At 63.6% G+C, this 25874-nt stretch carries 23 protein-coding genes and 1 riboswitch; of the genes, 12 read left to right on the top strand and 11 right to left on the bottom strand.

Annotation, left to right across the window (positions count from 1 at the left end; genetic code table 11):
* Positions 1-15 precede the first annotated feature (15 nt).
* The gene (locus ANI01nite_RS10880) at positions 16-1062 is read left to right on the top strand and encodes a diacylglycerol/lipid kinase family protein (RefSeq protein ID WP_038992672.1); all 1047 of its coding nucleotides are present in this window, start codon (positions 16-18) and stop codon (positions 1060-1062) included.
* Between the two features lie 59 nt (positions 1063-1121).
* Here ANI01nite_RS10880 and pheA read toward each other — a convergent pair whose 3' ends face one another.
* Both pheA and ANI01nite_RS10870 read right to left on the bottom strand, forming a co-directional pair.
* A complete protein-coding gene (gene pheA, locus ANI01nite_RS10875) occupies positions 1122-2045 on the bottom strand; it encodes a prephenate dehydratase (protein ID WP_038992673.1) in 924 nt (307 codons plus the stop codon).
* A complete protein-coding gene (locus ANI01nite_RS10870; protein ID WP_038993350.1) occupies positions 2042-2368 on the bottom strand; it encodes a rhodanese-like domain-containing protein in 327 nt (108 codons plus the stop codon). The genes pheA and ANI01nite_RS10870 overlap by 4 nt, the downstream gene beginning before the upstream one ends.
* A gap of 67 nt (positions 2369-2435) precedes the next feature.
* On the opposite strand from ANI01nite_RS10870, the gene ANI01nite_RS10865 reads away from it, so the two are divergent.
* Positions 2436-3782: an amidase gene (locus tag ANI01nite_RS10865; protein ID WP_141357952.1), complete on the top strand. Its 1347-nt coding sequence runs from the start codon at positions 2436-2438 to the stop codon at positions 3780-3782.
* A 52-nt stretch (positions 3783-3834) separates the two neighbouring features.
* Positions 3835-5292 (top strand): peptide MFS transporter, encoded by a 1458-nt coding sequence (locus ANI01nite_RS10860; RefSeq protein ID WP_121865899.1) that lies wholly within the window; start codon positions 3835-3837, stop codon positions 5290-5292.
* Positions 5293-5356: 64 nt separating this feature from the next.
* Here ANI01nite_RS10860 and ANI01nite_RS10855 read toward each other — a convergent pair whose 3' ends face one another.
* Positions 5357-5695, bottom strand: coding sequence for a DUF4190 domain-containing protein (locus ANI01nite_RS10855; RefSeq protein WP_066142647.1), 339 nt, complete (start codon positions 5693-5695; stop codon positions 5357-5359).
* A 56-nt stretch (positions 5696-5751) separates the two neighbouring features.
* On the opposite strand from ANI01nite_RS10855, the gene pgm reads away from it, so the two are divergent.
* Complete coding sequence (gene pgm / locus ANI01nite_RS10850; RefSeq protein WP_141357950.1) at positions 5752-7350, top strand: phosphoglucomutase (alpha-D-glucose-1,6-bisphosphate-dependent); 1599 nt, start codon at positions 5752-5754, stop codon at positions 7348-7350.
* Here pgm and ANI01nite_RS10845 read toward each other — a convergent pair.
* Positions 7347-8795 carry an amino acid permease gene (locus ANI01nite_RS10845; RefSeq protein WP_038992683.1) on the bottom strand — a complete coding sequence of 483 codons (1449 nt, stop codon included), beginning with the start codon at positions 8793-8795 and terminating at the stop codon, positions 7347-7349. The genes pgm and ANI01nite_RS10845 overlap by 4 nt on opposite strands.
* Before the next feature lie 79 nt (positions 8796-8874).
* On the bottom strand, positions 8875-10308 hold the full coding sequence (locus ANI01nite_RS10840; protein ID WP_141357948.1) for an aldehyde dehydrogenase family protein: 1434 nt from the start codon (positions 10306-10308) through the stop codon (positions 8875-8877).
* An 89-nt stretch (positions 10309-10397) separates the two neighbouring features.
* On the opposite strand from ANI01nite_RS10840, the gene ANI01nite_RS10835 reads away from it, so the two are divergent.
* The 7 genes from ANI01nite_RS10835 to ANI01nite_RS10805 all read left to right on the top strand — a co-directional run bounded on the left by ANI01nite_RS10835 (position 10398) and on the right by ANI01nite_RS10805 (position 18193).
* Entirely contained in the window at positions 10398-11927 is a 1530-nt protein-coding gene (locus ANI01nite_RS10835) for a hypothetical protein (protein ID WP_141357946.1), read from the top strand.
* Positions 11924-12292, top strand: a complete 369-nt coding sequence (locus ANI01nite_RS10830) for a GntR family transcriptional regulator (protein WP_038992686.1) — start codon at positions 11924-11926, stop codon at positions 12290-12292. Before ANI01nite_RS10835 ends, ANI01nite_RS10830 begins: the two co-directional genes overlap by 4 nt.
* Positions 12293-12326: 34 nt before the next feature.
* Positions 12327-12421: riboswitch (TPP riboswitch) on the top strand.
* Positions 12411-13205 carry a hydroxyethylthiazole kinase gene (gene thiM, locus ANI01nite_RS10825; RefSeq protein WP_141357944.1) on the top strand — a complete coding sequence of 265 codons (795 nt, stop codon included), beginning with the start codon at positions 12411-12413 and terminating at the stop codon, positions 13203-13205. It overlaps the preceding riboswitch by 11 nt.
* Positions 13198-13839 (top strand): thiamine phosphate synthase, encoded by a 642-nt coding sequence (thiE, locus tag ANI01nite_RS10820; RefSeq protein WP_038992688.1) that lies wholly within the window; start codon positions 13198-13200, stop codon positions 13837-13839. The genes thiM and thiE overlap by 8 nt, the downstream gene beginning before the upstream one ends.
* On the top strand, positions 13836-15260 hold the full coding sequence (thiD, locus tag ANI01nite_RS10815) for a bifunctional hydroxymethylpyrimidine kinase/phosphomethylpyrimidine kinase (protein ID WP_038993353.1): 1425 nt from the start codon (positions 13836-13838) through the stop codon (positions 15258-15260). The genes thiE and thiD overlap by 4 nt, the downstream gene beginning before the upstream one ends.
* A gap of 26 nt (positions 15261-15286) precedes the next feature.
* On the top strand, positions 15287-16570 hold the full coding sequence (locus tag ANI01nite_RS10810) for a uracil-xanthine permease family protein (RefSeq protein WP_038992689.1): 1284 nt from the start codon (positions 15287-15289) through the stop codon (positions 16568-16570).
* A 216-nt stretch (positions 16571-16786) separates the two neighbouring features.
* Positions 16787-18193, top strand: coding sequence for a sugar porter family MFS transporter (locus tag ANI01nite_RS10805; RefSeq protein WP_038992690.1), 1407 nt, complete (start codon positions 16787-16789; stop codon positions 18191-18193).
* 73 nt (positions 18194-18266) lie between these two features.
* On the opposite strand, the gene chcB2 is transcribed toward ANI01nite_RS10805, so the two are convergent.
* The 6 genes from chcB2 to ANI01nite_RS10775 all read right to left on the bottom strand — a co-directional run bounded on the left by chcB2 (position 18267) and on the right by ANI01nite_RS10775 (position 25002).
* On the bottom strand, positions 18267-19001 hold the full coding sequence (gene chcB2 / locus ANI01nite_RS10800) for a cis-4-hydroxycyclohexanecarboxylate dehydrogenase (RefSeq protein ID WP_141357942.1): 735 nt from the start codon (positions 18999-19001) through the stop codon (positions 18267-18269).
* Complete coding sequence (chcC2, locus tag ANI01nite_RS10795; RefSeq protein ID WP_141357940.1) at positions 18998-20716, bottom strand: 4-oxocyclohex-2-ene-1-carboxylate 5-dehydrogenase; 1719 nt, start codon at positions 20714-20716, stop codon at positions 18998-19000. The genes chcB2 and chcC2 overlap by 4 nt, the downstream gene beginning before the upstream one ends.
* Positions 20717-20725: 9 nt before the next feature.
* Positions 20726-22090 carry an MFS transporter gene (locus tag ANI01nite_RS10790; protein ID WP_170214626.1) on the bottom strand — a complete coding sequence of 455 codons (1365 nt, stop codon included), beginning with the start codon at positions 22088-22090 and terminating at the stop codon, positions 20726-20728.
* Positions 22091-22099: 9 nt separating this feature from the next.
* A complete protein-coding gene (locus ANI01nite_RS10785; protein ID WP_141357938.1) occupies positions 22100-22417 on the bottom strand; it encodes a Dabb family protein in 318 nt (105 codons plus the stop codon).
* Positions 22414-24084, bottom strand: coding sequence for a 4-oxocyclohexanecarboxylate 2-dehydrogenase (chcC1, locus tag ANI01nite_RS10780; RefSeq protein ID WP_141357936.1), 1671 nt, complete (start codon positions 24082-24084; stop codon positions 22414-22416). The genes ANI01nite_RS10785 and chcC1 overlap by 4 nt, the downstream gene beginning before the upstream one ends.
* 120 nt (positions 24085-24204) lie before the next feature.
* Complete coding sequence (locus ANI01nite_RS10775) at positions 24205-25002, bottom strand: IclR family transcriptional regulator (RefSeq protein ID WP_141357934.1); 798 nt, start codon at positions 25000-25002, stop codon at positions 24205-24207.
* A gap of 94 nt (positions 25003-25096) precedes the next feature.
* On the opposite strand from ANI01nite_RS10775, the gene chcB1 reads away from it, so the two are divergent.
* Positions 25097-25873, top strand: a complete 777-nt coding sequence (gene chcB1 / locus ANI01nite_RS10770; RefSeq protein WP_141357932.1) for a trans-4-hydroxycyclohexanecarboxylate dehydrogenase — start codon at positions 25097-25099, stop codon at positions 25871-25873.
* Position 25874: the final 1 nt, after the last annotated feature.

The following is a 25874-nucleotide window of genomic DNA, read 5'->3' as shown; positions in this document are numbered from 1 at the left end:
TACGATGAGAGCATTATGCAGACAAATCGTGTGATCGTTTTCTCTGCCGTGGTTGCTGCAGCTGCCGCCGCGGCGACCAGTTGGTATTCGGTGCGCAAGCTTTCGAACTACAGCAAGCCATTGGCCAAGCAGCCCGAAGCGGCCGCCCAGTCGGTCGCTGCAAAGGTGGCCCTGGTGATCAATCCTTCCAAGTCAGGTGCTGGCGAAGCGAGGGAAGCGGTGGCCCGTGTCTGCGCCGAGGCAGGACTGGAAGCGCCCCTGGTCCTTGAAACCACCAAGGAGAATCCCGGCCAGGACGCAGCCCGGGAAGCACTCGATGCGCAATGCGACACAATTATTGCCGCCGGCGGCGACGGAACCATCCGCGCCGTCGCAGAAGTGCTCGAAGGCACCGACGCGTCCCTGGGGATCCTGCCGCTGGGCACCGGAAACCTGCTGGCCCGCAACGTGGACATCCCCGTGGATGACCTGCATACCGCGGCGCTGGTCGCGGTACGCGGAATGGTTCGCCGGATCGACGTCGGGCATATGAAGCTGCAGCTGCTGGACGGCAACGAGGCAGACCATGCGTTCCTGGTCATCGCCGGCGTGGGCACCGACGCAGACCTGTTCGACGACACCAATGAAGAGCTGAAATCCAAGGTTGGCTGGCTTGCCTATTCGGAAGCCGGGCTGCGCCAGCTGCCGGGCCGGCGCAAGAAGGTCAGCTTCAAGCTCTCGGAGGACGAGAGCTGGCAGACCCGCAAGGTCCGTTCGGTGCTGTTCGCCAATTGCGGCAAGCTGCAGGGCCTGGATTTCGTGCCGGACGCCAAGATCGACGACGGCGTGCTGGATGCCGTGGTGCTCTCGCCCCGCTCGGCCGCGGGCTGGACGTGGATCCTGCTGAAGACCGCATTCCGCGCCAAGAACAAGATCCCGGTCATGAGCTTCTACCAGACCACTGGCGTGTCGCTGCGCTGCGATGAGCCGATGAATACCCAGATCGATGGGGACCCCACCGGCCAGGTCAATGAACTGCAGGTGTCCGTGAACCCGAGCGCACTGCGCCTGCGCGCCCCATAACTGCTGCTGATCCCCCGGCCGTTTCCCCTCCAGGAGGAACGGCCGGGGGATCACTGTGCCTAGACCCGGTCGCGCAGCGACTGCACCCAGGCGCGGGCCTCGCTGAAGGCCGCGTCGGAATTGTGCGTGTCCACGGATGCTTCCAGGCCTTGAGCCGCCGGGTAGGAACCGAGGAAGCGAAGCTTCGGGGACAGCCGGTGCAGCCCCGACAGCGCGGCGGCAACGCGTTCCTCGGCCACATGGCCTTCGATATCCACGGAGAAGAAGTACTCCCCCAGGCTCTTGCCGGTAGGCCGGGATTCAATGCGCGACAGGTTCACGCCGCGTGCGGTGAATTGCTCCAGGAGTTCCATCAGCGCACCGGGACGGTCTTCTGGAAGCGGCAGGATCAGCGTTGACTTGTCCACACCGGTCGGCTGCGGAATCCTTCCCGGGCGGGTGACCAGGATGAATCGGGTGACCGCTCCGACGTTGTCCTCGACGCCGCTCACCAGCACCTTCAAGCCGCGTTCCTGGGCCACCAGCGGAGAGCAGATCGCCGCATCATGCGGAGGATCCGCCTCTTCGAGGGCCAGGGCGCCGGCGGCTGTGGAGGAGGCCGGAGTGAATGCGGCACCGGGAATATTTGCTTCGGCCCACAAGCGGCACTGTGCCCAGGCATGCCCATGGGTGGAGATCTGCTTGATCTGCTCCAGCGAGTCGATGCCGGGGCGCACCGCCAGCACGAAGGTGATCGGAACCAGGATCTCGGAGACAATCTGCAGCGATTCGCCCTGGGCAATCGCGTCCAGGGTGGCCGAAACGCCGCCTTCTACCGAGTTCTCGATCGGCACCATCGCCGCATCTGCGGCACCTTCGCGCACCATGGACAGCGCCACGTTGACGTTGGAGGCGGGAATCCGCTGCGCATCGGCAGCCCCGGGAACCTGCAGGAGGGCCGACTCGGTGAAGGTGCCCGCAGGTCCCAGATAGGCATAGTTCATCGTACGGTTGGCTCCTGGCCGTTGTCCGCTTCCATTGGCAGGCCCGCTTCGATCCACGCATCCGAGCCGCCGGCAACATTGAAGGCGGTGTAGCCCATGGCGGTGAGCCACGAGGCGGCCTGGGCCGAACGGCCGCCAGTACGGCAGATGACGTAGGTGTCTACATCCGGGTCAAGCTCCGATACCTTCTCCGGCAGGGTGCCCAGGGGAATATGGGTGGCTCCGGCGGCACGGCCGGCTTCCCATTCGAAGTCTTCGCGCACATCGAGGATGAAGGCGTCCTTCGGGACATCATTGACCTGGACAGTCTCAAAATCGCTCACGGCTAGCATTCCTCTCACATAGGGTGTTTGCTTATAAGACTAGTCATTTCCTGCGTCGAAAGCCGACATGTTTCCCTCAAGCGCCCTGAAATTGCGAGACGAGCTGGCCCGCGGCGAGCGTTCAAGCCGCGAGGTGACCGAGCACTACCTCAAGCGCATCGAAGAGCAGGCGGACCTCGGTGCTTTCGTCCACGTGGCGGAGAATGCGATGGAGGCCGCGGCAGCGGCCGACGAGGCGCATGCCCGCGGGGAGATTGGCCGGTTGCATGGTCTTCCCACCGCGTTCAAGGACCTGAACGATGTGGCGGGGATGCCTACCACCTACGGCACCGCGGCCATGCCAGCGGCGGTGGCCGGACGCGACCACTCCTTGGTGGCCAGGCTTCGCGCCGAGGGCGTGGTGATCCTGGGCAAGACCCAGGTCCCGGAGTTCGGGCTGAGCAGCTATTCCGAGAACCTCATCGCTCCCCCTTCGCGCAATCCCTTCGATCCAACGCGCACTTCGGGCGGTTCCTCCGGCGGGCAGGCCGCGGCGATTGCCGCCGGCATGATTCCGCTGGGCCCGGGCTCCGATGGCGGCGGCTCGGTCCGCATCCCGGCGGCGGCCTGCGGACTGGTGGGGCTGAAGCCTTCCTTGGGGCGCATCCCCAGCGACATCCTCGATGGCTACACCGACCCCATGGGTGCGCCGAAATTAGCCGTCAGCGGACCGCTGGCCCATGATGCCCTGGATGCGGCTTTGCTGCTGGACGCCATGCGCGGGAAGGACCACTACCTGCCGTTGCTGCAGGGCAGCTACCCCCAGCGCCTGGATGGCCTGAAAATCGGGTACAGCACCCACTCGCCTTTTGAACCCGTCTATGAGATTGAGCTGTCGCAGGAAGCCCGGGCGGCCTTCGCCCAGGGGCTTGAACGCCTGGGCGAACGCCATCGCGTCCAGCCGGCGAACCTGCACTATGCCACCGACTATCCGGAAACCTTCGCGGCAGTGTGGACCAACGGGCTGAAATCCGTTCAGGTCTCGGATGATTCGCTGCTGGGAGAACTGGCAAGGGACTTCCGCCGGCGCGCCGCCGAGCGCTCCCTGGAGCAGAGCCTGCAGGCCGGGTCGCGGTTGAAGCAGATAGCGGCTGACTTCGTGCGCCAATGGTCCGCCTTCGATGTGGTGGCTACCCCTGCCATGGCGTCAATCCCGCCGAAGATCGGGTACTATACACAATCCACGGCAGATGTGGATTATATGTTGCAGTGCCAGTACACCCCCTACACGTCCATGGTGAACGTCGCCTCGGTAGCTGCCATCACCGTTCCGGTGGGCCGCTCCAATGAGGGGTTACCCATGAGTATTCAGCTGATTTCCCCGCGTTCCGACGAAGGCCTGCTGCTCGCGCTGGCCGCTCAGATGCAGTTGTGAGCTTTCCCATATAAGTAGGTACTCGCGTAGGCAAAAGCGAAAAATGTTACGTATGTCTACTGCAACAACGAGCACCAAATCTTCCGGGAAGACCTTCTTCGGTCATCCCGGTGCGCTCGCAAGCCTGTTCAGCGTCGAAATGTGGGAGCGATTCTCCTTCTACGGCATGCAGGGCTTGCTGGCCTACTACATGTACTACTCGGTCACCGACGGCGGCTTGGGCATGGACCAGGGCCTGGCCCTGTCGCTGGTCGGCGCCTACGGCGGCGCCGTATACCTGTCCACCATCCTGGGCGCCTGGCTCTCCGACCGCCTGTTCGGCTCGGAACGCGTCCTGTTCTTCTCGGCCATCGCGATCATGCTCGGCCACATCGGCCTGGCCCTGTTGCCCGGCTATGTGGGCCTAGTCGTCGGACTGGTCCTCGTTGCCATCGGCTCCGGCGGCCTGAAGGCCAACGCCGTAGCCCTGGTCGGCTCCCTGTACTCCAAGGATGATCCGCGCATCGATGCAGGCTTCTCCCTGTTCTACATGGGCGTGAACATCGGCGGCCTGCTCGGCCCGCTGCTCACCGGCTGGCTGCAGGTCAAGTACGGTTTCCACATCGGCTTCGCGGCCGCAGCTGTCGGCATGGCCATCGGCCTGGCGATCTACGCCATGGGCCGCAAGAAGCTGCCGGAATCCGGCCGCATCCCGAGCAACCCTTTGCCGGCCGCCGAGCGCAACCGCTACGTGGTCATCTTCGTCGCCGTGATCGTCCTGATCATTGCCGCATTCGCGTCCAAGATCGTGACCCCGCAGAATCTGGCAAGCACCATCGCCTACGTGGTGATCGCCGCGTCGATCGTGTACTTCGCATTGATCCTGCGCAGCAAGAAGGTCAACGCCACCGAACGCAAGCAGGTCTGGGCCTTCATTCCGTTCTACATCGGTTCGGCTGCCTTCTGGGCCCTGTTCCAGCAGCAGTTCACCTTCATCGCCGCCTACTCGGACCAGCGGCTGGACCGCCACCTGGGCAGCTGGGAAATGCCGCCGAGCTGGGTCACCTCGATCAACCCGGTCTTCATCATCATCTTCGCCGGCATCTTCGCCGCCCTGTGGACCAAGCTGGGCAAGCGCCAGCCACGCACCTCGATGAAGTTCGGACTGTCGCTGGTGGTTGTGGGCGCGGCCTTCCTGCTGTTCATCCCGCTGGAATCCTTCGTGAAGACTCCGCTGCTGGCGCTGGTCGGCATCCTGCTGCTGTGCACCTTTGCCGAGCTGCTGCTCTCGCCGGTGGGCCAGGCAATTGCCACCAAGCTGGCGCCGGCCGCCTTCGGCACCCAGATGATCGCCTTGTTCTTCCTCTCGGTTTCGCTGGGCACCACCCTGTCGGGTGTGCTGGCCGGCTACTACACCGAAGGCAATGAGATCCCGTACTTCATCGGCATGGGCGGCACCGCCGTCGTCCTGGGTATCGCCATGATGGCAGCTACCCCGGCCTTGAAGAAGCTGATGGGCTCGATCCACTAGGCATTCGGGCATGGAGAAAGCGGTTGGTTCAGATATGAGCCAACCGCTTTTTCATGCCCTGGAACTAGTGGAGGAACCCGAGGGAGAAGATCACGTCGTCGTAATACGAGCCGTAGCCGAATCCGGTGGACATCGCCCAGAAGAACCAGATGGCCAGCGCATATCCGAGTATGGCTAGGGCTAATCCGATCCATGAGGTGATCAGCCCGGCCAGGCACAAGCCCCGGGAAGCAGGTTCGCGCCGGTAGGCCAGGTGTCCGGTAATGACTCCGGCCAGCGGAACAAGGATAATGACAGAGAAGCCCAGCAACGACAAGATGCCGAGCACCAAGGAAGCCGTCGAGAGGCCGGCGGATTCTGGCGGTCGTTGGTAGGGGTTCTGCGGATACTGGTAGTAGCTCATTTGACTACCATTCTTCTACGAAACCGCGATAAGCGCATCAATCTGAAAGGCAATCTGTGGCACACCTCCGAGCTGGCCAGCCAGCCCAAGAATCGGACCTGATCAATCTGCAGGAGGTGCTCGATGCCTACAGCACCCTGGTTCCATCCAGCACCAACCCCGACCAGGCAGTCATCTTCGGCACCTCGGGACACCGCGGAAGCTCGCTGAACACCACCTTCAACGAAGCGCATATCGCCGCGATCACCCAGGCCGTGGTCGATTACCGCAACAGCGCGGGCATCACTGGGCCAATGTACGTGGGCAAGGACAGCCATGCGCTCTCCGAGCCGGCATACGGCACCGCACTGGAAGTGCTGGCAGGCAACGGCGTCAGAGTGCTGGCCGATGACGGGCTGACTCCCACTCCAGCGGTCAGCCACGCAATCCTGGTGCATAACGCCAGCGGCGGCGAGCAGGCCGATGGCCTGATCATCACGCCCTCGCATAACCCGCCGACCGACGGCGGCATCAAGTACAACCCGCCGCATGGCGGACCGGCCGAATCCGAAATCACCGGGCCCATCGCCGCACGGGCCAACGAGCTGCTGGCCAGCGGGCAGATCAAGCGCGGCGAGCCCAATGCCCAGCCATTCGACTTCCGCGAACTGTACATCGCCGATTTGGCGGAAGTGATCGATTTCAAGGCCATCGCGGATTCCGGAATTTCCATTGGCGCAGATCCGCTGGGTGGCGCTTCGGTGCACTACTGGGGCGAAATCGCCCGGCGCTATAACCTGAACCTCGAAGTGGTCAACGAGTCCGTGGATCCGCGCTTCGGCTTCATGACCCTGGACAAGGACGGGAAGATCCGCATGGATTGCTCTTCCGCCCATGCCATGGCCTCGCTGGTGGCCAACCGCGAGAAGTACGACATCGCGACCGGCAACGATGCCGACGCCGACCGCCACGGCATTGTCACCCCGGATGCCGGCCTGATGAACCCGAACCACTTCCTGGCCGTGGCCATCGACTACCTGCTCACCCACCGCCCGCAGTGGCCCGCCGATGCCCAGATCGGCAAGACGCTGGTCTCCTCGGTGCTTATCGACAAGGTGGTGGCCTCCCACGGCCGGGTGCTGCGCGAGGTTCCGGTGGGCTTCAAGTACTTCGTTGAGCCGCTGGCTTCGGGCAGGGTCGCCTTCTGCGGCGAGGAATCGGCTGGGGCAAGCTTCCTGGACTTCTCCGGCAAGGCGTTCAGCACCGACAAGGACGGCCTGATGCTGGCCCTGCTGGCCAGCGAGATCCGCGCGGTAACTGGCAAGAGCCCCAGCCAGCTGCATGCCGAGCTGGTCGAGCGCCATGGTCCCAGCTTCTACGACCGCTTCGATGCGCCGGCAAACCGCGAGCAGAAGGCCATCCTGGGCAAGCTGGATCCCTCGATGGTCACCGCCACCGAGCTGGCTTCGGATCCGATTACCGCCAAGGCCACGCAAGCGGCCGGCTTCCCAATTGGCGGTCTGAAGGTTTCCAGCGAGCACGCATGGTTTGCCGCGCGCCCGTCAGGCACCGAAGACATCTACAAGATCTATGCAGAATCGACAAAATCACCCGAACATCTGCAGCAGGTGCTGGCAGAGGCCCGGGTGATTGTCGATGCCGCCCTAGCTGGCTAATTCAGCTTCGCGGTCCATGGGTCGATTTCCACGGCTGGCTGCTTGCGGGTAGCCAGCCAGTGGCCCAGCCACAGCAGCAGGAAGATCGGCAGGCCGATGTAGCTGGAAGCCATCTGCAGCAGGTTTCCATCCAGGATGGCCTGGTAGTTCTGGCCGGCGATCACCACGATCAGGATCACGAAGGCAAGGATCGGGCCCAGCGGGAACAGCGGCGCCTTGTACGGGAGCTTCGCCAGATCCTGTCCGCTGGCAATATATGCCTTGCGGAACTTGTAGTGGCACACCGCGATGCCCACCCACGCGATGAACCCGGACAGGCCCGAGACGTTCAGCAGCCAGGTATAGGCCGAACCCTGCCCGATGATCGCGGTCAGGAAGCCGAAGAGGCCCACCGATGCGGTCATCAGCATGGCCGGCATGGGCACGCCGCGCTTGTTCAAGCGGGCGAAGATCTTTGGCGCCTTGCCGTCCAGCGCCATCGAATAAAGCATGCGCGCAGAGGCATATAGGCCGGAGTTGCCCGCCGAGAGGATGGCCGAGAGGATCACCGCATTCATCAAGGCCGCGGCGAAGGCCACGCCTGCCCGCTCGAAGACGAGGGTGAAGGGCGAGGTGGTGATATCCGATGCCTCGGAGGAGAGCAGCGAAGGATCCAGGTACGGGATCAGCATGCCAATCACGAAGATCGCGCCGATGTAGAACAGCATGATCCGCCAGAAGATCGCCTTGATGGCCCGAGGGATGTCGCGCTTGGGGTTCTCTGCCTCTCCGGCGGCCACGCCGATCAGCTCCGTTCCCTGGAAGGAGAAGCCGGCAATCATGAACACCGAGACGATCGACAGCCAGCCGCCAACGAATGGCGCCTCGCCCTCGGTCCAGTTGCTGAAACCTGGCGTGGAGTCGCCCAGGATGCCGAAGATCATTGCGACACCGCAGATCAAGAAGACCACTACGGTGATGACCTTGATCGCGGCCAGCCAGTACTCGCCCTCGCCAAAGGCCTTGGCGGACAACGCGTTCAGACCGGTGAGCAGCGCCAGGAAGACGGCAGCCCAGATCCATCCCGGAGTATCCGGGAACCAATAGGACATGATGATCCCGGCGGCTACCAGTTCGGCAGCCACGGTGATTGCCCAGTTGAACCAGTAGTTCCAGCCGATCGCGAAGCCGAAGTGGCGGTTAACGAAGACCGTCGCGTAGGTCTGGAAGGACCCGGCGACCGGAAGGCGGGCGCTCATTTCCCCCAGTGACTGCATCAGGAGCAGCACCATCAGGCCAATCAGCGCATAGGCCACCAGCGAACCACCGGGTCCTGCTTGCGCAATGGTGCCGCCGGACGCGACGAAAAGTCCGGTACCAATCGAGCCGCCAATGGCAATCATCTGCATATGGCGAGCTTTGAGGCCACGCTTCAGACCGTCTTGGGACGGTGCGGGCTCAGTCATGCGTTACATCTCCTGATGCTTGAAAATTTCCAACCTATCAATCCAAGCACCCTGACAAGCCACAACGCTATGAACCGCGCTACAGTAAGCGATCAATAATCTTTCGCTTAGCCCATGAATACGGAGGATATATTGCGCTCAGGGTGTCAACTACCGTCGTTTTGTTGAGTTCAGAGCGCATCTGCGAAAGCCGCTCGAATCCGTGCCTGCCATGGTAGGCCCCCATCCCGCTCGGTCCGATGCCGCCAAAAGGCAGGGTTGGAACGACCATCTGGACCAGCGGGGCATTATGCACGATTGAGCCGGCGCGCACCCGGTCGGAGAAGATCGACTGCAGCCGCGGGCTTTCGCTCATCAGGTAGGCAGCCAGCGGAGACGGCCTCCGGGCGATGAATTCGAGGGCCTCCTCGAAGCTTTCCACCTCGATCACTGGAAGAATTGGACCGAATATCTCCTCGGTCATCAAGCTTCCTTCAAGATCTGGATTGCGCATGATGCTCGGTGCGATGCGCAGTGTTTCCTCGTCATATTCGCCCCCGAAAACCACCTCGCCCTGCTCGAACATCGACAACAGCCGGTCGAAGTGCTTGCGGCTGACGATGCGGCCGTAGTCCGGGTGGGTCAACGGCTCCTTGCCGTAGAAGCTGGTGATGGCCTGGCCCAGGCGCTGGATGAGCTCAGTGGAGTCCCCAATGCTCAAGACATAATCCGGGGCCACGCAGGTCTGACCGGAATTCATGAATTTGGCATAGGCGAGGCGCTTTGCCGAAGCCAGCGAATCGTTTTCCACCACGGCCGGCGATTTTCCGCCCAATTCCAAAGTGGTTGGCGTCAGGTGCTTTGCCGCCGCGGCAGCCACGATCTTGGCCACGCGTTCACCGCCGGTGTAGAAGATGTGATCCCAGCGGGCGGCAAGCAGCTCGGTGGAGGTGTCCACTCCTCCCTCAACGACCGCATAAACACGTTCATCCAGGTAGACCGGGAGGAACTTGGCCAAGACGCCCGAGGTGGCCGGAGCCAGCTCGGATGGCTTGATCACCGCGGCGTTGCCGGCGGCAATGGCCGCGACCAGCGGTGCGAGTACCAGCTGGACCGGGTAGTTCCAGGCGCCGATAATCAGCACGACACCCAGCGGACGCGGCTCAACCTTGGCCATGGCCGGCTGCAGGGCCAGCGGAACTTTGACGCTGGTGGAATCCATCCATTCAGCGAGGTGGCGTTGGGCGAAATCTATTTCTGCGCGCACCACGTCGATCTCGGAGAACTTGGCCTCGGTGGCACTCTTGCCCAAGTCCTCGGCCAGGGCCTGGACGAAGTCTTCCAGATGCTCGTCGAGCATCTTTTCCAGGGCCTTGAGCTGTTGCAGGCGGAAGCGTCGCGGATGCGTGATCCGGGTGTCAGCAGAACGCCGCAAATGGCTCAGAACTGTTGCAATGCGCGATGGATGCTCGTCCACCGGAGGCGCGGAATCGCCGACCGGTTCGGGCAACGGCGTGGAAGTAAACAGACCCATGTTTTGAGCGTACGGCAACGAAGTGGATATTCACTGATTAATTCGCGAAGGGATTCAATATGTATCAAATAGTTGATACATTAATGGCCATGAGCCAGATCCCGGCGAGCGCCATATCCATCGCTTTCGTTGGCGCAGTCATATACCTGTGGTTGCGCTCCGTGGCGCATCGGCGTGAGGCACCGGCTATCGTCCGCGCCCAGTCGCACTCATTCTGGTGCGCATTGATCGCATTCTTCGCTTCGACTTCGTGGGATCTGCCTGAGACGTGGCGCATTCCCATGAACGGGACCGATTCGAGTTCGGTTTTCGCTGCAGCTCTCTCGCCGGGAATCTGGATTCTTCTCGTTTACCTCATTGGCTTGTTCACCTGGCCCAAGGAACTCCAGCCGGTGCGCACCGCCTCACTGGAGGCGCGCACCCTGGCGACGCCGTTCCCGAAGTCCCTGGGGATTTTCGTCGCGCTGTTGCTGCTGGCCGGGGTGGGATTGCTGTGGCCTGCTTCCCGCGTCGAAGGGAGCGTTGGCATCCCGGAGTCGGAAACCACTATGTTCGATTCTGATGGCAGCTACTCCTACACCTCTGCGGGCCCAACCGATGGCCTGCTGCCCGGAAACCAAATGCTCCCGGTCTTCATCGTGGCTCTGGCAGGTACCGTCGTGGCCGCCGGGGTGATTGCAGCAGTGATCCTGAACCGGCGCCCCTTGGCCGGCATCACCGCCGAAGACAACCAGGCCTTGCGCACGGTATGGCTCAACCGGTTGCTGCGCAATACCGGTATCGTGCTGCTGGCATTTTGCGTATCGGTGGCCAATTACTCGCAAGGCTATTCAACCGGTGGACCGTACGAGTTATTGAACTATGGCGCCCTTGCGGTGGCTCTTACGCTGTTCTTCTGGGGTCCGCGCACCACATTCTCGGCTCACTCCACCACCAGGGAACGGACCGCCTTCTCGCGCTTGCGAGATCAGCTCTTCGCATTGCAATACACCACGGCTACCCTTGCATTGCTCGCCGTTGCCATCGGCTGGTCATTCCTGCCCGTGGATGAGGAATTCCGGATGCCGACCAATGAACGAACTACGTGGATCCTGGTGCTCTTTGCCGGTGCGGCATTGCTCTACATCGTGCTCAATACGCTGTATCTGGGCTACGCCAGCAAGGTGGCTCGGCAGGCGAGTGCAGCACCAAAGCATCATGCACCCCTGCCCTTGTGGTCCTACATCGCCGCTGGCTTGCTGGTTGCCATCTGCGCTTACCTGCTATTGGATCCACCGCTGGAGACGCTTTGGGAGTTCGCTCCTCCGAACCGGGGACTAGTCATCGGGCTGTTGCTGCTGCTTGCGGCGGCGCATATGGGCTTCATCTGGTCCTGCCGCCGGGCGACTATTCCCTGGGCCGTCTCGCCAGCTGAAGAAATCTGGTATCGGCGGGTTCTGGAGCTGCGGTCGATGCGCGTTGCCACCAGCGCTGTGCTTGCCATGCTGCTGATCGGCTACGGCTTCCCTGCAGGCCTGGGGCTGTTTGCACTTCTGGTCTTCGTTGTCCCAGCGGTGATTTTCCTGGAGCGTCCTGGTACCGCGATGGTGCGTGCACAGCAGCCGACAGCAGCATCATGAGCACGCAAATCAGTGTCGACCTCGCGGCGGCCACTGCACCCTACGAGCAGATCCGCTTGCAGATCGCCTCGCTGATCACCCTGGGAGAATTGCCCGCAGGCAGCAAGCTGCCCACCGTGCGCGCACTGGCCACCGACCTCGGCGTTGCTGCCGGAACGGTAGCCCGCGCCTACAAGGAACTGGAAGCCGAAGGTCTGATCACCTCCCGGCGACGAGCCGGCACAGTGGTCAACGAACGGCTTCGGCCGGTAGATGCCAGCGAAGACTTGCTGGCCGCGGTGGATCACCTCTGGGCGCTGGCAGCCGCCCAGCAGGTCGATGCGGCCACGCTCAAGGCCTTGGTGGCGCGGCGCGAGCGTAAGTAACTTGTCCTTGGAACCGCTTGTGCGTACGCTCTATGGCAGTGACACGGGGTGTCGGAACAACCGACTGAGATGAGACCCGTTGAACCTGATCTAGTTCACGCTAGCGGAGGGATGTCGCATGGCTTTGCATGCAGTTGCCCAAGAATACCGGCAACAATCACCTTTGGTTTTCTGCCTGACCAACACCGTCGTAGCAAATTTCACCGCCAATGTCCTGCTGGCATCCGGCGCGTCCCCGGCCATGACGGATCTGCCCGGAGAGGCCGGCCCCTTCGCAAAGGCGGCTTCCGCCGTCTTGGTGAATCTGGGAACTCCAAGCACCGAGCAGCTGGCCGCCATGGAAGAAGCCGTGCAATCGGCGAGCGCAGCAGGCACCCCGTGGATCCTTGATCCGGTAGCGGTCGGCGCCCTGCCGGTGCGCACGGATTTTGCGCGGCGCATTGCCACCCAACGCCCGGCCCTGATTCGCGGCAACGCCTCGGAAATCCTGGCACTGGCCGGACGGCAATCGGCTTCACGCGGTGTCGATGCCTTGGATGACGTCTCTGCCGCCTTGGCGGCTGGACGCGATCTGGCCCAGCAGCATGACTGCGTGGTGGCCATTTCCGGCCAGTCCGATGCCATCATCGATGCCACGCGGACAGTCCTGGTGCACACCAACGGCATCGGCTTGACGCGGATCACCGGCGGCGGCTGCGCGTTGGGCGCGTTCTGCGCCGGCATGATTGCGGTCCACGATGACCCGTTCGAGGCCGCCATCGCGGCCCACGGCTTCTACGGGCTGGCCGCTGAAAAGGCCCTGGAGAACAGCACAGGTCCGGGCAGCTTCGCCGTCGCATTCATTGATGCGCTGTCCGCAACCGATCCAGAAGAACTTAAGACTTTGAAGCACGAGGAACTGAACCATGCATGATTACGGAGCCTACCTGGTAGCCAATACTGCCAGTTGCACCCCGCGCAGCACCCTGGAAGTGATCGAAGGCGCCGTCGCCGGAGGAATCCAGTGGATCCAGCTGCGCGCCAAGGATGAAACCGCCCGGGAATTCTTCGAGCTGGCCTGCGCGGCCGCCAAGCTCACCGAGGGCAAGGCCCAGTTGCTGATCAATGACCGCATCGACGTCTACCTCGCGGCGCGGGCTGCCGGTGCAGCCGTGAACGGCATCCATATCGGGCAGAAGGATGTGCCGGTGCAGTTGGCCCGGCAGATCATCGGCGAAGGCGTCATCGGACTGAGCGCTTCCAGCGATGAGCAACTGTCCCAGGCGAACAAGGACGCCGCGGTCATCGACTATCTCGGTGTGGGGGCCGTCCGCGCCACCCCGACGAAGAAGGACCATCCCACTCCCCTGGGCCTCGACGGCTTTGCGCGTGCCACGACGTTGGCCTCGCTGCCCTGCGTGGCAATCGGCGCCATTACCCACGAGGACGCGGCAGCCATCCGTGCCGGCGGCGGAGCGGGCATGGCAGTGGTCCGCGCCATCTGCAATGCAGAGGATCCGCAGCAGGCCAGCGCGCAGCTCGTTTCGGCATGGGAGGCCGCCAAATGAACATCTTGTCCATTGCAGGATCCGATCCTTCCGGTGGCGCCGGAATCCAGGCGGATCTGAAGGCCATTGCCGCCAACGGCGGCTACGGAATGTGCGTGATCACCGCCTTGACCGCGCAGAACACCCATGGGGTGTCCGGGGTGCAGGCGATCAGCGGCGATTTCGTCCTCGCCCAGCTTGAAGCCATCAGCGCGGATATCCGCATCGATGCAATCAAGATCGGGATGCTCGCCAACGCCGAGGTGATCCGCGCAGTCACCGGCTGGCTGGACACCGTGGATGCTCCGGTAGTCCTGGACCCGGTCATGGTGGCCACCAGCGGGGACCGCCTGCTGGATGGCGAAGCGGCGCTCGATTCGCTGCTGGACCGGGCCACGGTGATCACCCCGAACCTGCTGGAACTGGCCAGCCTGCTGCGCGAGCCGGTAGCCGCATCATGGGACGAGGTGCTGCGCCAGGCCCAGCGCCTGGCGGCCAAGCACGAGGCCCTGGTGCTGGCCAAGGGCGGGCATCTGGCCGGGGCGGACTGCCCCGACGCGCTGGTAGCAGCGGACGGGGTGCTCTGCGAGCTGCACGGTGCGCGCCATGCCACCAAGAACACCCACGGCACCGGCTGCACCCTCTCCAGCGCCCTGGCCACCCGCTTCGCGGCCACCGGAGACTGGACCGCCGCGTTGGAGCAGTCCAAGGCGTATCTGTCGGCGGCAATTGCGGCGGCCGACCAGCTGCAGGTGGGCAGCGGGCACGGCCCGGTCAACCACTTCGCCGGGTTCTTCGCCGGCGCTGATCCGATGGCCGGCTGGTGGGAGGACATCGCGGGCCTGCGTGCGGGCATCGACGAGCTGGCGTTCATCATGCAGCTGGCCGACGGCAGCCTGGAACGCGAGAAGTTCGAGTACTACCTTGCCCAGGACGCCCTGTACCTGCAGCGCTACGCCCAGGTGCTGGCGCAGGCCAGCGCGCTGGCCCCGGACCTGGATGCGCAGCGCTTCTGGGCCAAGGGCGCCGGCCAGATCCTCGAGGGCGAGCTGCAGCTGCACCGCAGCCACCTGGTGGAAGGGCTGGCGAACCCTTCGGCGACCACGCTGAACTACGTGAACCACCTGTCCTCCTGCACCGGGAGCTATGCGGAGCTGATCGCCGCAATCCTGCCGTGCTACTGGCTCTACCAGGACATCGGCAAGCGGCTGGCGGCGGCCAACCATGCCGGGCACCCCTACGGCGACTGGCTGGAGACCTATTCCTCCCCGGAATTCGACGAGGCCACCGCCCAGGCGATCGAGATGGTGCGCACCGCGTGGACGCTGGCCGACCCGGCGCTGCGCGAGAAAATGCGCCAGGCGTTCCTGCGTTCCAGCGAGCACGAGCTGGCGTTCTTCGCGCAGGCCCACGAGAACCGAGTAGAATTCTCTACGGCCTGAAACCCGCAGGGCCGGGAAGAGGAATCATGAGTTGGAGCATCCACGGCAACGGCAAGACCATCACCGAAGGCGAGGTAGTTGCCCCGGATGAGCGGCTGCATTGGCCGCAGACCGTTTCCATCGGCGCCCAGCACATCCTGGCGATGTTCGGCGCCACCATCCTGGTTCCGACGCTGACCGGATTCCCGGTCACCACCACCTTGCTGTTCACCGGCTTGGCCACCATCATCTTCCTGCTGATGACCAGGAACAAGGTGCCCAGCTACCTGGGTTCCTCCTTTGCCCTGATCGCCCCGGTGGTCGCGACCACCGGGTCGCACAGCATGTCCGGCGCCCTGGGCGGCATCGTGATGACCGGCGTGCTGCTGTTCATCGTCGGGCTGATCGTGCAGAAGACCGGCACCGGCTGGATCCACGCGCTGATGCCGCCGGTGGTCATGGGCACCATTGTTGCGCTGATCGGCCTGAACCTGGCCAGCGCCACCCTGGCCCCGATGAAGGACTTCCCGCTGACCACCTTCCTCACGGTGCTCTTCACCGTGGTGGCCACGGTGGCCTTCAAGGGCCTGCTGGGCCGGCTCTCGATCCTTGTCGGCTTGGTCTGCGGCTACCTGGTGGCGCTGGCCCAGGGCCAGGTGGACTTCTCCAAGGTGGGCGACGCCGCATGGTTCGGCCTGCCCGAGTTCCACACCCCGACCTTCCATTTCGATACCGCGCTGATGTTCCTGCCTGCGGTCTTCGTGCTGATCGCCGAGAATATCGGCCATGTGCGCACCGTGGGCGTGATGACCGGCCGCGACCTGTCGGCGTTCAACGGACGGGCGCTGATGGCTGATGGTGCCGCCAGCGTGCTCGCCGGCTTCGGCGGCGGCTCGGCGACCACCACCTACGCCGAGAACATCGGCGTCATGGCCGCCTCGCGCGTGTACTCCACCGCCGCCTACTGGATCGCCGCGATCGTGGCCATGTCCCTGGCCTTCCTGCCGAAGTTCGGCGCCTTGATCGGCACCATTCCGGTGGGCGTGATCGGCGGCCTGGGCATCGTGCTCTACGGCATGATCGGCATCGTCGGCGCGCGCCTGTGGATCGAGGCCAAGGTGGACTTCGGCAATCCGATCAACCTGATGACCGCCGGCACCGGCCTGATCATCGCGATCGCGGTGACCAGCGAAATCGCTTTCGGCCAGTTCCAGCTCGGCGGCATCGCCCTGGGCTCGATCGCCACGCTGGTGGTCTTCCACCTGATGAGTGCCGTGGCCAAGCTGCGCGGCAACGACTTGGCCGACGCGCAGAAGAGCGCGGAAATCTAGCAAGAAATATTTCGGCAGGCCGGCAGTGCGCGTTAGCGCACTGCCGGCCTGCTTTTTTGTACGGGAATTTCCGGGCTGGTCAGGCGTGAAGCAAAACGGTTGTTCAGGCCACGCAAATCGTTAAAGTAAGGAATCCTTCCAAATTGTGATTGATCTCCCAAGAAAATTCGGAAAATCTGGATTCTGCGGCGCTCGAATCCGATAGCATGGCACATTGTGACTGCGACAACACCAGACGGAAAACTCTCCGCGCGACTCATCTTCATCGCCCTCGGGGCGGCCTTGGGCGGGTTCGTTTTCGGATATGACTCATCAATCGTCAACGGCACCGTGGACGCCGTCGAGCACGAATTCGGGCTCAACGCGGTAACCATCGGCTTCACCGTTTCCTGCGCCCTGCTCGGCGCGGCACTGGGAGCATGGGTGGCCGGCCTGGTCTCCGAACGCGTGGGACGCGTGCGCACCATGCTCATCGCCTCCATCCTGCTGGCAGCATCGGCCCTCGGCTGCGGCCTGTGCTTCGGCGTGGCCGACCTGATCATCTGGCGCATCGTCGGCGGCATCGGCGTGGGCTTCGCCTCGGTGATCGCCCCTGCCTACATCGCCGAGGTCTCCCCCGCCGCGCACCGCGGACGCCTTGGCACCATGCAGCAGATGGCCATCGTGCTGGGCATCTTCGTGGCCTTCCTGGTCAGCGCGCTGCTGGTCTTCGTGATGGGCTCGGCAGATGCCGTCGGCCTATTCGGCTTGGCCGCCTGGCGCTGGATGTACCTGTCGCTGCTGGTTCCTGCGGCGCTCTACGGCCTGCTCTCGCTGCGGCTTCCGGAATCCCCGCGCTATCTGGTCGAGCGCGGCCGCTATGTCGAGGCCGCTGCCGTGCTGACCCGCGATATGGGCATGAAGGCCGGAGCCGATACCGAGAAGAAGATCGAGGAGATCCGCGCCACCGTGCACATCGAGCGGCGCCAGGCTTTCAAGGACCTGCTGGGACGCTTCGGCTTCCACCCGCTGGTGTGGGTCGGCATCCTGCTCTCGGTCTTCCAGCAGTTCGTCGGCATCAACGTGATCTTCTACTACTCCACCACGCTGTGGAAGTCCGTCGGCTTTGCCGAATCGGACTCCTTCACGATTTCGCTGATCACCTCGGTGACCAACGTGGTGGCAACAATCGTGGCGGTGCTGCTGATCGACGTGCTGGGACGCAAGCTGCTGCTCGCCATCGGCTCGGCCATCATGACCTTGTCGCTGGGCATGATGGCGGTGGCCTTCGCCCAGTCGGTCACCATCGACGGCGCCGTGTCGCTGCCGGGCAGCTGGGGCATTATCGCCCTGGTCTCGGCGAACCTGTTCGTCGTCGGCTTCGGCGCCACCTGGGGTCCGGCCGTATGGGTCTTGCTCGGCGAGATCTTCCCTAACTCGATCCGCGCCATGGCCCTGGGCGTGGCAGCCGCGGCGCAGTGGATCGCCAACTTCGCGGTCTCAACCACCTTTCCCGCGCTGGCCGAGGCTGGCCTGGCACTGGCCTACGGAATCTACGCAGGATTCGCGCTGCTGTCGCTGATCTTCGTGATCTTCCTGGTCAAGGAAACCAAGGGGCGCCAGCTGGAGGAGATGACCCTCTAGCGGCTGGCAGCACTTCACCGAAAAGGAGGCGCCGAACCGGCAACGGTTCGACGCCTCCTTGGCGTTTTAGCGCCTATTGCGCCGTGTAGCCACCGTCAACGGCCCAGACTGCACCGGTGACCAGACTGGACTCAGGCGAAGCCAGAAACCCGATGACGTTCGCGACTTCCTGCGGGGTACCGACCCTCCCCAACGGCTGGCGGCTGATCATTTGGGAACTTACTTCCGGCGGCAGCCGCCGGATAAGTTCGGTATCCACGTATCCTGGTGCCACGGCATTGACCCGGATCCCCTGGGCGGCGTAAGTCAGCGCCGTGGAGCGTACCAGGTTCGCCACCCCTGCCTTCGCTGCCGAATAGGCCGCTGAATTCGCCTGGCCGACCAATCCGAGGATCGATGAGATTGCCACGATGGAACCGGCGCCCTGCGGAACCATATGGCGCAGCGCATACTTCATGCTCAGCGCCGTACCTCCAAGGTTGATGTCCAGCACCCGGTTCCAGGCGGAACCGTCCAGCTCATGCAGCGGCCCCTTAGTTTCGGCGATGCCGGCGTTGGCGACCACTACCTGCACCGACCCGAGATCCCGCGCTGATACGAAAAGCCCAGCCACTGAATCTTCATCGGAGACGTCGCAGCGGACCGCCAGCGCTTGATGCCCTTCAGACCTGATTTCATCGGCGACACCCTCGGCCCTGCCGTCGATGTCCCCTATGACCACGCGATGCCCGCGCGAGGCAAGCAGCCTCGCGGTGGCGGCCCCGATGCCGGTTGCCGCCCCGGTAATTACTGCGATCCCGGCACTCACGGCTGGCGCACCTTGCGGGTTTCATCGGCCAGCTGGAGGATGTCGCGACCCAGCCGATAGCCGAATACCAGCGCAGGGCCGATGTGCGAACCATACCCCGGGTACCCTCCGCCGAAGACTGATACCGCGGTGGCGCCTACGGAGTACAGGCCTTCGATGCGGCTTCCGTCAGCGCGGACTACCCGGGAGCTCTCGTCCACATCGATGCCCGCGAACGTTCCGATGTCCCCCATCTGCACCTTTGCGGCGTAGAAAGGGCCCTTGGCCAGCGGGGCGAGGTTCGGGTTGGGCTTGTGCTCCATGTCGCCGCGGAAGTGGTTGTAGGCTGTGGAGCCACGTCCGAATTCGGTGTCATTGCCGGCGAGTGCGTCGCGGTTGAAGCGCTCAATGGTCTGTTCCAACCCCTTGGGGTCCACGCCGATCTGCTGCGCGAGGTCCGCGACAGTGCGGCCCTTGTTCAAGTATCCGATCCGGCGGAAGAAGCCGCGCGGAACCGGCCACGGCTTGGCGTAACCGATGCCGTACTTGTCCATGAGCCTCTTATCGCCGATGATCCAGGCGTAGACGTCTTGCTCGTTGGAGTGGTGGTCCAGCATCTGCCGGCCGAAGTCGTGGTAGCTCAACGCCTCGTTGCCAAAGCGCTTGCCGTCGCGGTCCACGGTGATCATGCCCGGCAGGCCAATCTGCCGCAGATGGGGGAAGAGCCGCTGCCCGCCGCCACGCAGATACTTGAAGACCGTGACCGGGGCCCAGGATGCTACCGAGGAAACGCTGTTGTTAATCCTGCCGCCAACGTCCATGGCCATGCGGGCCGAGGAACCGTCGTGTCCCTGGGTGGGGGTGAAGTGCTGCCCGCCGAGGGTGTCATGCGCAAAGTACTTCTGGCGCAGCTCGTCATCGGCTGAGAATCCGCCGCCGGCCAACACCACACCCAGTTTGGCGTTGACGATTCCCGCATGCTTGCCACCGAGCACCGCACCGGTGACCGAGCCGTCCGCAGCAGTGCACAGCTCCTGCACCGGGGTGCCAGTCCAGACGCGCACCCCGGCGTCCAGCGCAGAGCGGACCATGCGGACCATCAGCGCCGAACCGTTGGTGCGCTTGATCGGTTGGCCGTGCAGCGCGATGTCCGCCCAGGTTTTCAGCAGCTTGGCGGCAACATAGGTGAAGGACTTCGGGGACTGGTTGGCGTGCAAGAACTGGTTCAGGTCCGGACCCACCTGCGGCATGTAGCCGAAAACGGTGTAGGAGCTGAGGTAGGGCTGGATTTCCTTGCGCCGCTCGCCCAGCATGCGCACGTCGGCGTCGGAGGGCAGGATCGCCCGGCCGCCCAACTTCGCCCCGGGCAGGTCCATTTGGTAGTCCGGCGCCTTTTCCGGGTAGGAGAAGACCACGTCGGTGTCGTTTTCGAAGAAGTCGATGGCCTCGGGCACGGTGTCCAAGAAGCCTTCAACGCCCTTGGCGTTGTAGCTGTCCGGGGCCAGGGCCTTGAGGTATTCTTCCGCCTCGGCACGGGTATCGCCGGTAGCGGCAGCGCCTTTCCGATTACCGGGTACCCAGGACCAGCCTGCGGATAAGGCGGTGGTGCCGCCGAAGTGAGGAGATTTCTCCGCAACGATGACGTTCAACCCGTCGTGGGCGGCACGGATGGCGGTGGCCATGCCGGCCACACCGGATCCGACGATCAGCAGGTCGCAGTTGTAGGTGGTAGGCATATGTTGCTCCTATCGTTCGGAACCGACGGCCCGCAGGTAGGGCTCGCCGAGCTCGGCAATATTCGTGTGGGCGGTTTCGCGGGCGGACAAGGCTGCTATGGCGGCCAGCAGGGCGCAAACCGTTCCGAAGACGGCGACCGGAACCCAGCCGAACGCCCCTTCGGTCAACAGCAGGCCGCCGATCATCGGGCCGAATCCGGCCACGAGCAGTCCGAGCTGGTTTCCCATGGCCATGCCGCTATAGCGCACCGGGGTGGCGAACAGCTCGGCGAAGAATGACGGCCAGATCCCGTTGAATCCGGAGTAGAACACCGTCATGAACAGGAAGCTCGCCCCGAAGACCAGCCAGAGGTTTCCGGTGCCCAGTGCCAGGAAGTACAGGTAAAGGCTCACCGTGCTGCCGATCATTGCGGCCAGCATCAGCGGGCGGCGCCCGATCTTGTCCGATAGCCGGCCGCACAGCGGCATCGCCACCATTGACAGGCCGATGGCCACCGCATTGACCGTCAGGATCGAGGTGCGCTCGATTCCGCCATGCTGCACCGCATACGACAGGCCGAAGACCGTGAAGATGGTCTGCATGACCGAGAAAATCGACATCAGGAACACGCGCAGCACATCTGAACGCTGATAGCGCAGCACCTCGCGCGAGGGCAGCTTGCGCGGCTCGTCCTCAACGACCTGCTCTTCGAAGGCCGGGGTTTCCTCCAGCCTGGTCCGCACCCAGAAGGCCAGTGCCAGCACGAACACCGAGAGCAGGAACGGGATGCGCCAGCCCCAGCTCATCAGCTGTTCCTGGGGCAGGGCGGTGACCGGGATGAACACTAGCGTGGAGAGCACCATTCCGGAGGCGTAGCCTGTCATCACGAACGAGGTGAAGAAGCCGCGGCGGTCTTCCGGGGAGTGCTCCAGGGTCAACGAGGAGGCACCGGCCGACTCTGCGCCGGCAGAGAAGCCCTGAGCCAGGCGGGCAATCACGAGAAGGACCGTGGCCCATACCCCGATCTGCTCGTAGGTCGGCAACAGCCCGATACCTAGCGAAGCCATGCCCATCAGCATCAGCGTGAAGAGCAGGACATTCTTGCGCCCCAGCTTGTCGCCGAAGTGCCCCATGACCAGTCCGCCCAGCGGACGGGCGACATAGGCGACGCCGAAGGTCGCGAAGGCCGCGATGGTGGAGATGGCCGGGTTGCCCGCTGGGAAGAACAGCTGCGGGAAAACCAGGGCGGCGGCGGTGCCGTAGATGAAGAAGTCGTAGTACTCCAGAGTCGAGCCCAGGAAGGAGGCCAGCGCGGCCTTGACCGGGGTGCGCCGCGGCACGGACCGGCCGGGCTCGGTGTGTGGATGTTGCGCCACGTCGGGTGAGGTACTCATGATGTGTCCTTAGCTGTGCGATGGGAGAATCGAGGAATCCAGCTCGAAATCGACGTAGGCCAGATCCAGTACATTCGGCAAGGACAGCGGCTTGATCGCTTCGTGCAGCGGGTGGGTGTTGTAGACGGCGATGTCGCTGGCACTGTGGAAGTCCGCGACGATCACGTGGTCCCAGGAACGGTCGGTTTTCATGACATCGGGTCCGTGAACCAGGTTCAGCATGCCGGGGATGTTTCCCTTCATGGCGTCCAGGCCCGAAATCCAGCGTTCGCGGATCTGCGGGGTGAATCCCTCGGCGAAACGGAACATCACAATATGGCGGATCATCGGGCCACCGCGCTCAGATCCCGCGCGGAGTACTCGGCCGGTTGCCCGGCGAGGGCCCGTCCGGCCAGGTAGGCCAGGGTCATCAGCGGCCCGAGGGTCGCTCCTGCGCCAGGGTAACCGGCGGCGTAGGCGCTCTCGGTGGTGTTGCCCGCGGCATACAGGCCTTCGATCGGGAACCCGTCGACATCCAGCACCTGGCCGTTGCCGCCGGTGCCGATTCCGCCGCAGGTGCCGAAGGCGCCGTTGACAACTTCCATCGCGTAGTACGGTCCGTATTGCAGCGGGCCGAGGGAAGGATTGGGCCACCGGTTGTCGGAATCTCCCCAGTAGCGGTCGTAGGCCGAGGAGCCGCGGCCGAAGTCCGGGTCCTCGCCAAGCACCGCATGCTGGTTGAAACGCTCGACGGTGGCCGCCAGATTTGCGGCGGGGACGCCGATCTTCGCAGCAAGTTCCTCCAGGGTGTCTGCCTGGATCAGGTAATCCGGGGTCGGTTTGCCGGCACGGTGGTCCAGAATTCCATACCGCTGAAGGTAGGACTGGTCGAAGACGACGTGAGCCGGGGTATTCAGCGTCTGGTTGTTCGGCGAATCCCAAGACTGCAACACGCGAGCCAGGTCGTTGTAGTTCTGCGCCTCGTTGGCGAAGCGCTGTCCGTGGCGGTTGACCATGATGGATCCCGGGCCCTGGCGCTCGAAACGCAGCAGGGAACCCACCGGCTCGCCGTCGCGCAAAGTTCCGGTGACCGACATCGGAGCCCACCATGCTTCGCGGGTACCGCGGGTCATCGCACCGATGCGCTGGGCCATTTTCATCCCGTCACCGGTGTTCGTGGGCGGCGAGCACATGGTGTACAGGCGGGACGCCAGCAGCGAATCGGCCAGCGGCTTGTCCCATTCGAAACCTCCAGTTCCCAGCATCACGCCATGCGCGGCGTCGATGCTGGTGCCATCCTGCAGGCGCACCCCGGATACGCGGCCTTCATTGGTTTCCAGCCCGGCCACGGCGGCCTCCACGGCCAAGGTCACACCATTGTCCAGGCAAGCCTTGAGCAACATGGAGACCAGTGCGTGGCCTTTGGCGGCAATGCCGGCATCCTGCCGCGCAGACAGTTCGTCCCAAGGGAATTTGGTGAAAGCTCCCCAGTCCTCGTATTCCTGCATGGTGTAGGGGTGGCGCCCGTCGGTGCGCACGTGCGAGGCCAGCGTGCCGAGCGCTTCGCGGAAATTGAAAAGTTCCGGTTCGACGGTGCGTCCGCCGGATACCGCGCCGGGCAGGTCTTGGCGATAGTCAGGAAAGTTGTCAAGGAAAATGAACTTCACGCCGAGCTCGGTTTCGGCGAACTGCAGCATCGCATCACCGTAGTCCAGCGCGGCATCCAGCAGTTCGGGGCGTCCGCGTCCGCGGGCTACTGCCTGCACGTACTCGCGTCCCGCCTGCTTGGAATCCTCGATCCCCGCTTCGCGCGCATGATGGTTGTCGACTACCCAGAGCATGCCACCGGAAACTGCCGAGGTGCCGCCAAGCAGATCGCTCTTTTCCAGGACGATGACCGAACGGCCGGCCTTCGCGGCGGTGGCTGCGGTGGTCAGCGCGCCGGCACCGGAGCCGACGACGACCACATCGTAGCCGGGGAGTGGTTGCCGGATTTCCGGGTTAAGAATACGCATGGAGTGATCCCCTTCGATCGAATGCATTGCTGGAATGCAGACGATCATGACATGGGTCACACCAGGTGTTGTGCGGCATGTTTCATTCAACAGAGCACCATGCTCTGTTGAATGAAACACTTAGAAGGTTGCAGGCGTGCTACGGCGCTGGATCTCGCGCCCAGAGGGTTCGTAGCCCAGTCGGCGCGTTATGGCACTGGAAGCGATTTTCAGGTGCGGAACAATCAGGTTCAGGGACTCCGCTCCGCGCGGCACGATGGCCGACAGGGTGGCCACCGCATGGTTCTTTTCAGTGAAGATCGGCACCGATATGCCGCTGGACTCCGGGACGATGATGCCTTGCATGCTCACGTACCCGCGGCCGCGGATCTCGGCCAGAATGGCGCGCAGCCTCTCAGGTTCGGTGACGGTATCCTCCGTCAGCTTTTCCAGCCGGCGCGACAGGAACATCTCCTGCACTGCATCCTGCGCGTAGGCCATGAAAACCAGACCGGCCGAGCACCCGTGCACTGGTAGTCGCCCAGCGATCTTGGTGATGTTCACGGTAGCGTCATCCGCTGCCAAGCGCTCGATGTACAGCACATCGTTGCCCTCCAGGACACCCAGGGAGACGTGGTTGAGCCCATGGTTGATCAAGTCCTCCATGGACGGCAACGCAGCTTCGCGCAACGAGGATGCACGGGATCCGCGGGAGGCCAGCTCCCACAGCCGGTGCCCGTGGCGCAATTGGCCGCTAGCGTCACGCACCAGCAGCCCTTCTATCTCCAGCTCGCTGACCAGCCGATAGACCGTGGATACCGGCAGGTCGATCAAGCGGGAAAGCTCGCGCAGCCCCAAGGCTGGGGATTGCTCTCCGAAGGCGGACAAGATCCGCACTACGCGGTGGATTACCGATTCTCCGGATGGCGAGTTCGCCATGACGCACCTGCCTCTCTGCCTGCAACGAACCAAAATATACCGTTGAACGGAACATCGTGTCCCGTGGGCCGCACCGGCTCGTAGCCTGAGTCGCATGAACGCACAGATTTCTTCCGGCCGTGCCGCCGGCAAAGTAGTACTTATTTCGGGAGCCGCTCAGGGCATGGGTGCGTCCCACGCCCGGGTGTTGGCAAGCCACGGGGCGAGCGTCGTCATCGGCGACTTGCAGGAACAGGTCGGGCGCGAGCTCGCTGTCTCGATCAACGAGGAGACCGGGCGCCAGGCCGCGGTCTTCGCGCCACTGAATGTCACCAAGCTCGAGGACTGGGAAGAGGCGGTGCGCACCGCGGTGGAAGCCTTCGGCCGCCTCGACGTACTCGTGAATAACGCCGGTATCTACACTCCCGGATCGGTTGAAAGCGCCACCCTCGATGACTGGCACCGCACCCTTGACATCGATCTGAACGGCACCTTCTACGGCATGCGCGCGGCGGTGCCCGAATTGCGCAAGCAGGACACCTCATCCATTATCAACATCTCCTCCATAGCGGGGCTGACCGGATTCAAGAACCGGGCCGCATATTCCGCCGCAAAGTGGGCAATTCAGGGACTGACCAAGACCTCGGCGCTGGACTTTGGCCCGGACGGCATCCGGGTGAACTCGATCCACCCCGGCAGCGTGCAGACACCGCTGACCTCCGGTCTCCAGCGCGGCTTCGGCCAGGTGCCTGCAGGACGCGCCGCGCAGGTCGAGGAGATCAGCTCCCTGGTTCTCTATCTGGCCAGCGACGAATCGCGATTCGTCTCCGGCTCGTCGATCGCCATCGACGGCGGTGAGACCGCGGGCAACAACCTGCGCCAGGATTCCTAGA

This window comes from Glutamicibacter nicotianae (genome assembly GCF_006539525.1).
Classification (GTDB): domain Bacteria; phylum Actinomycetota; class Actinomycetes; order Actinomycetales; family Micrococcaceae; genus Glutamicibacter; species Glutamicibacter nicotianae.
This window is presented reverse-complemented; position numbering and strand designations above follow the sequence as displayed.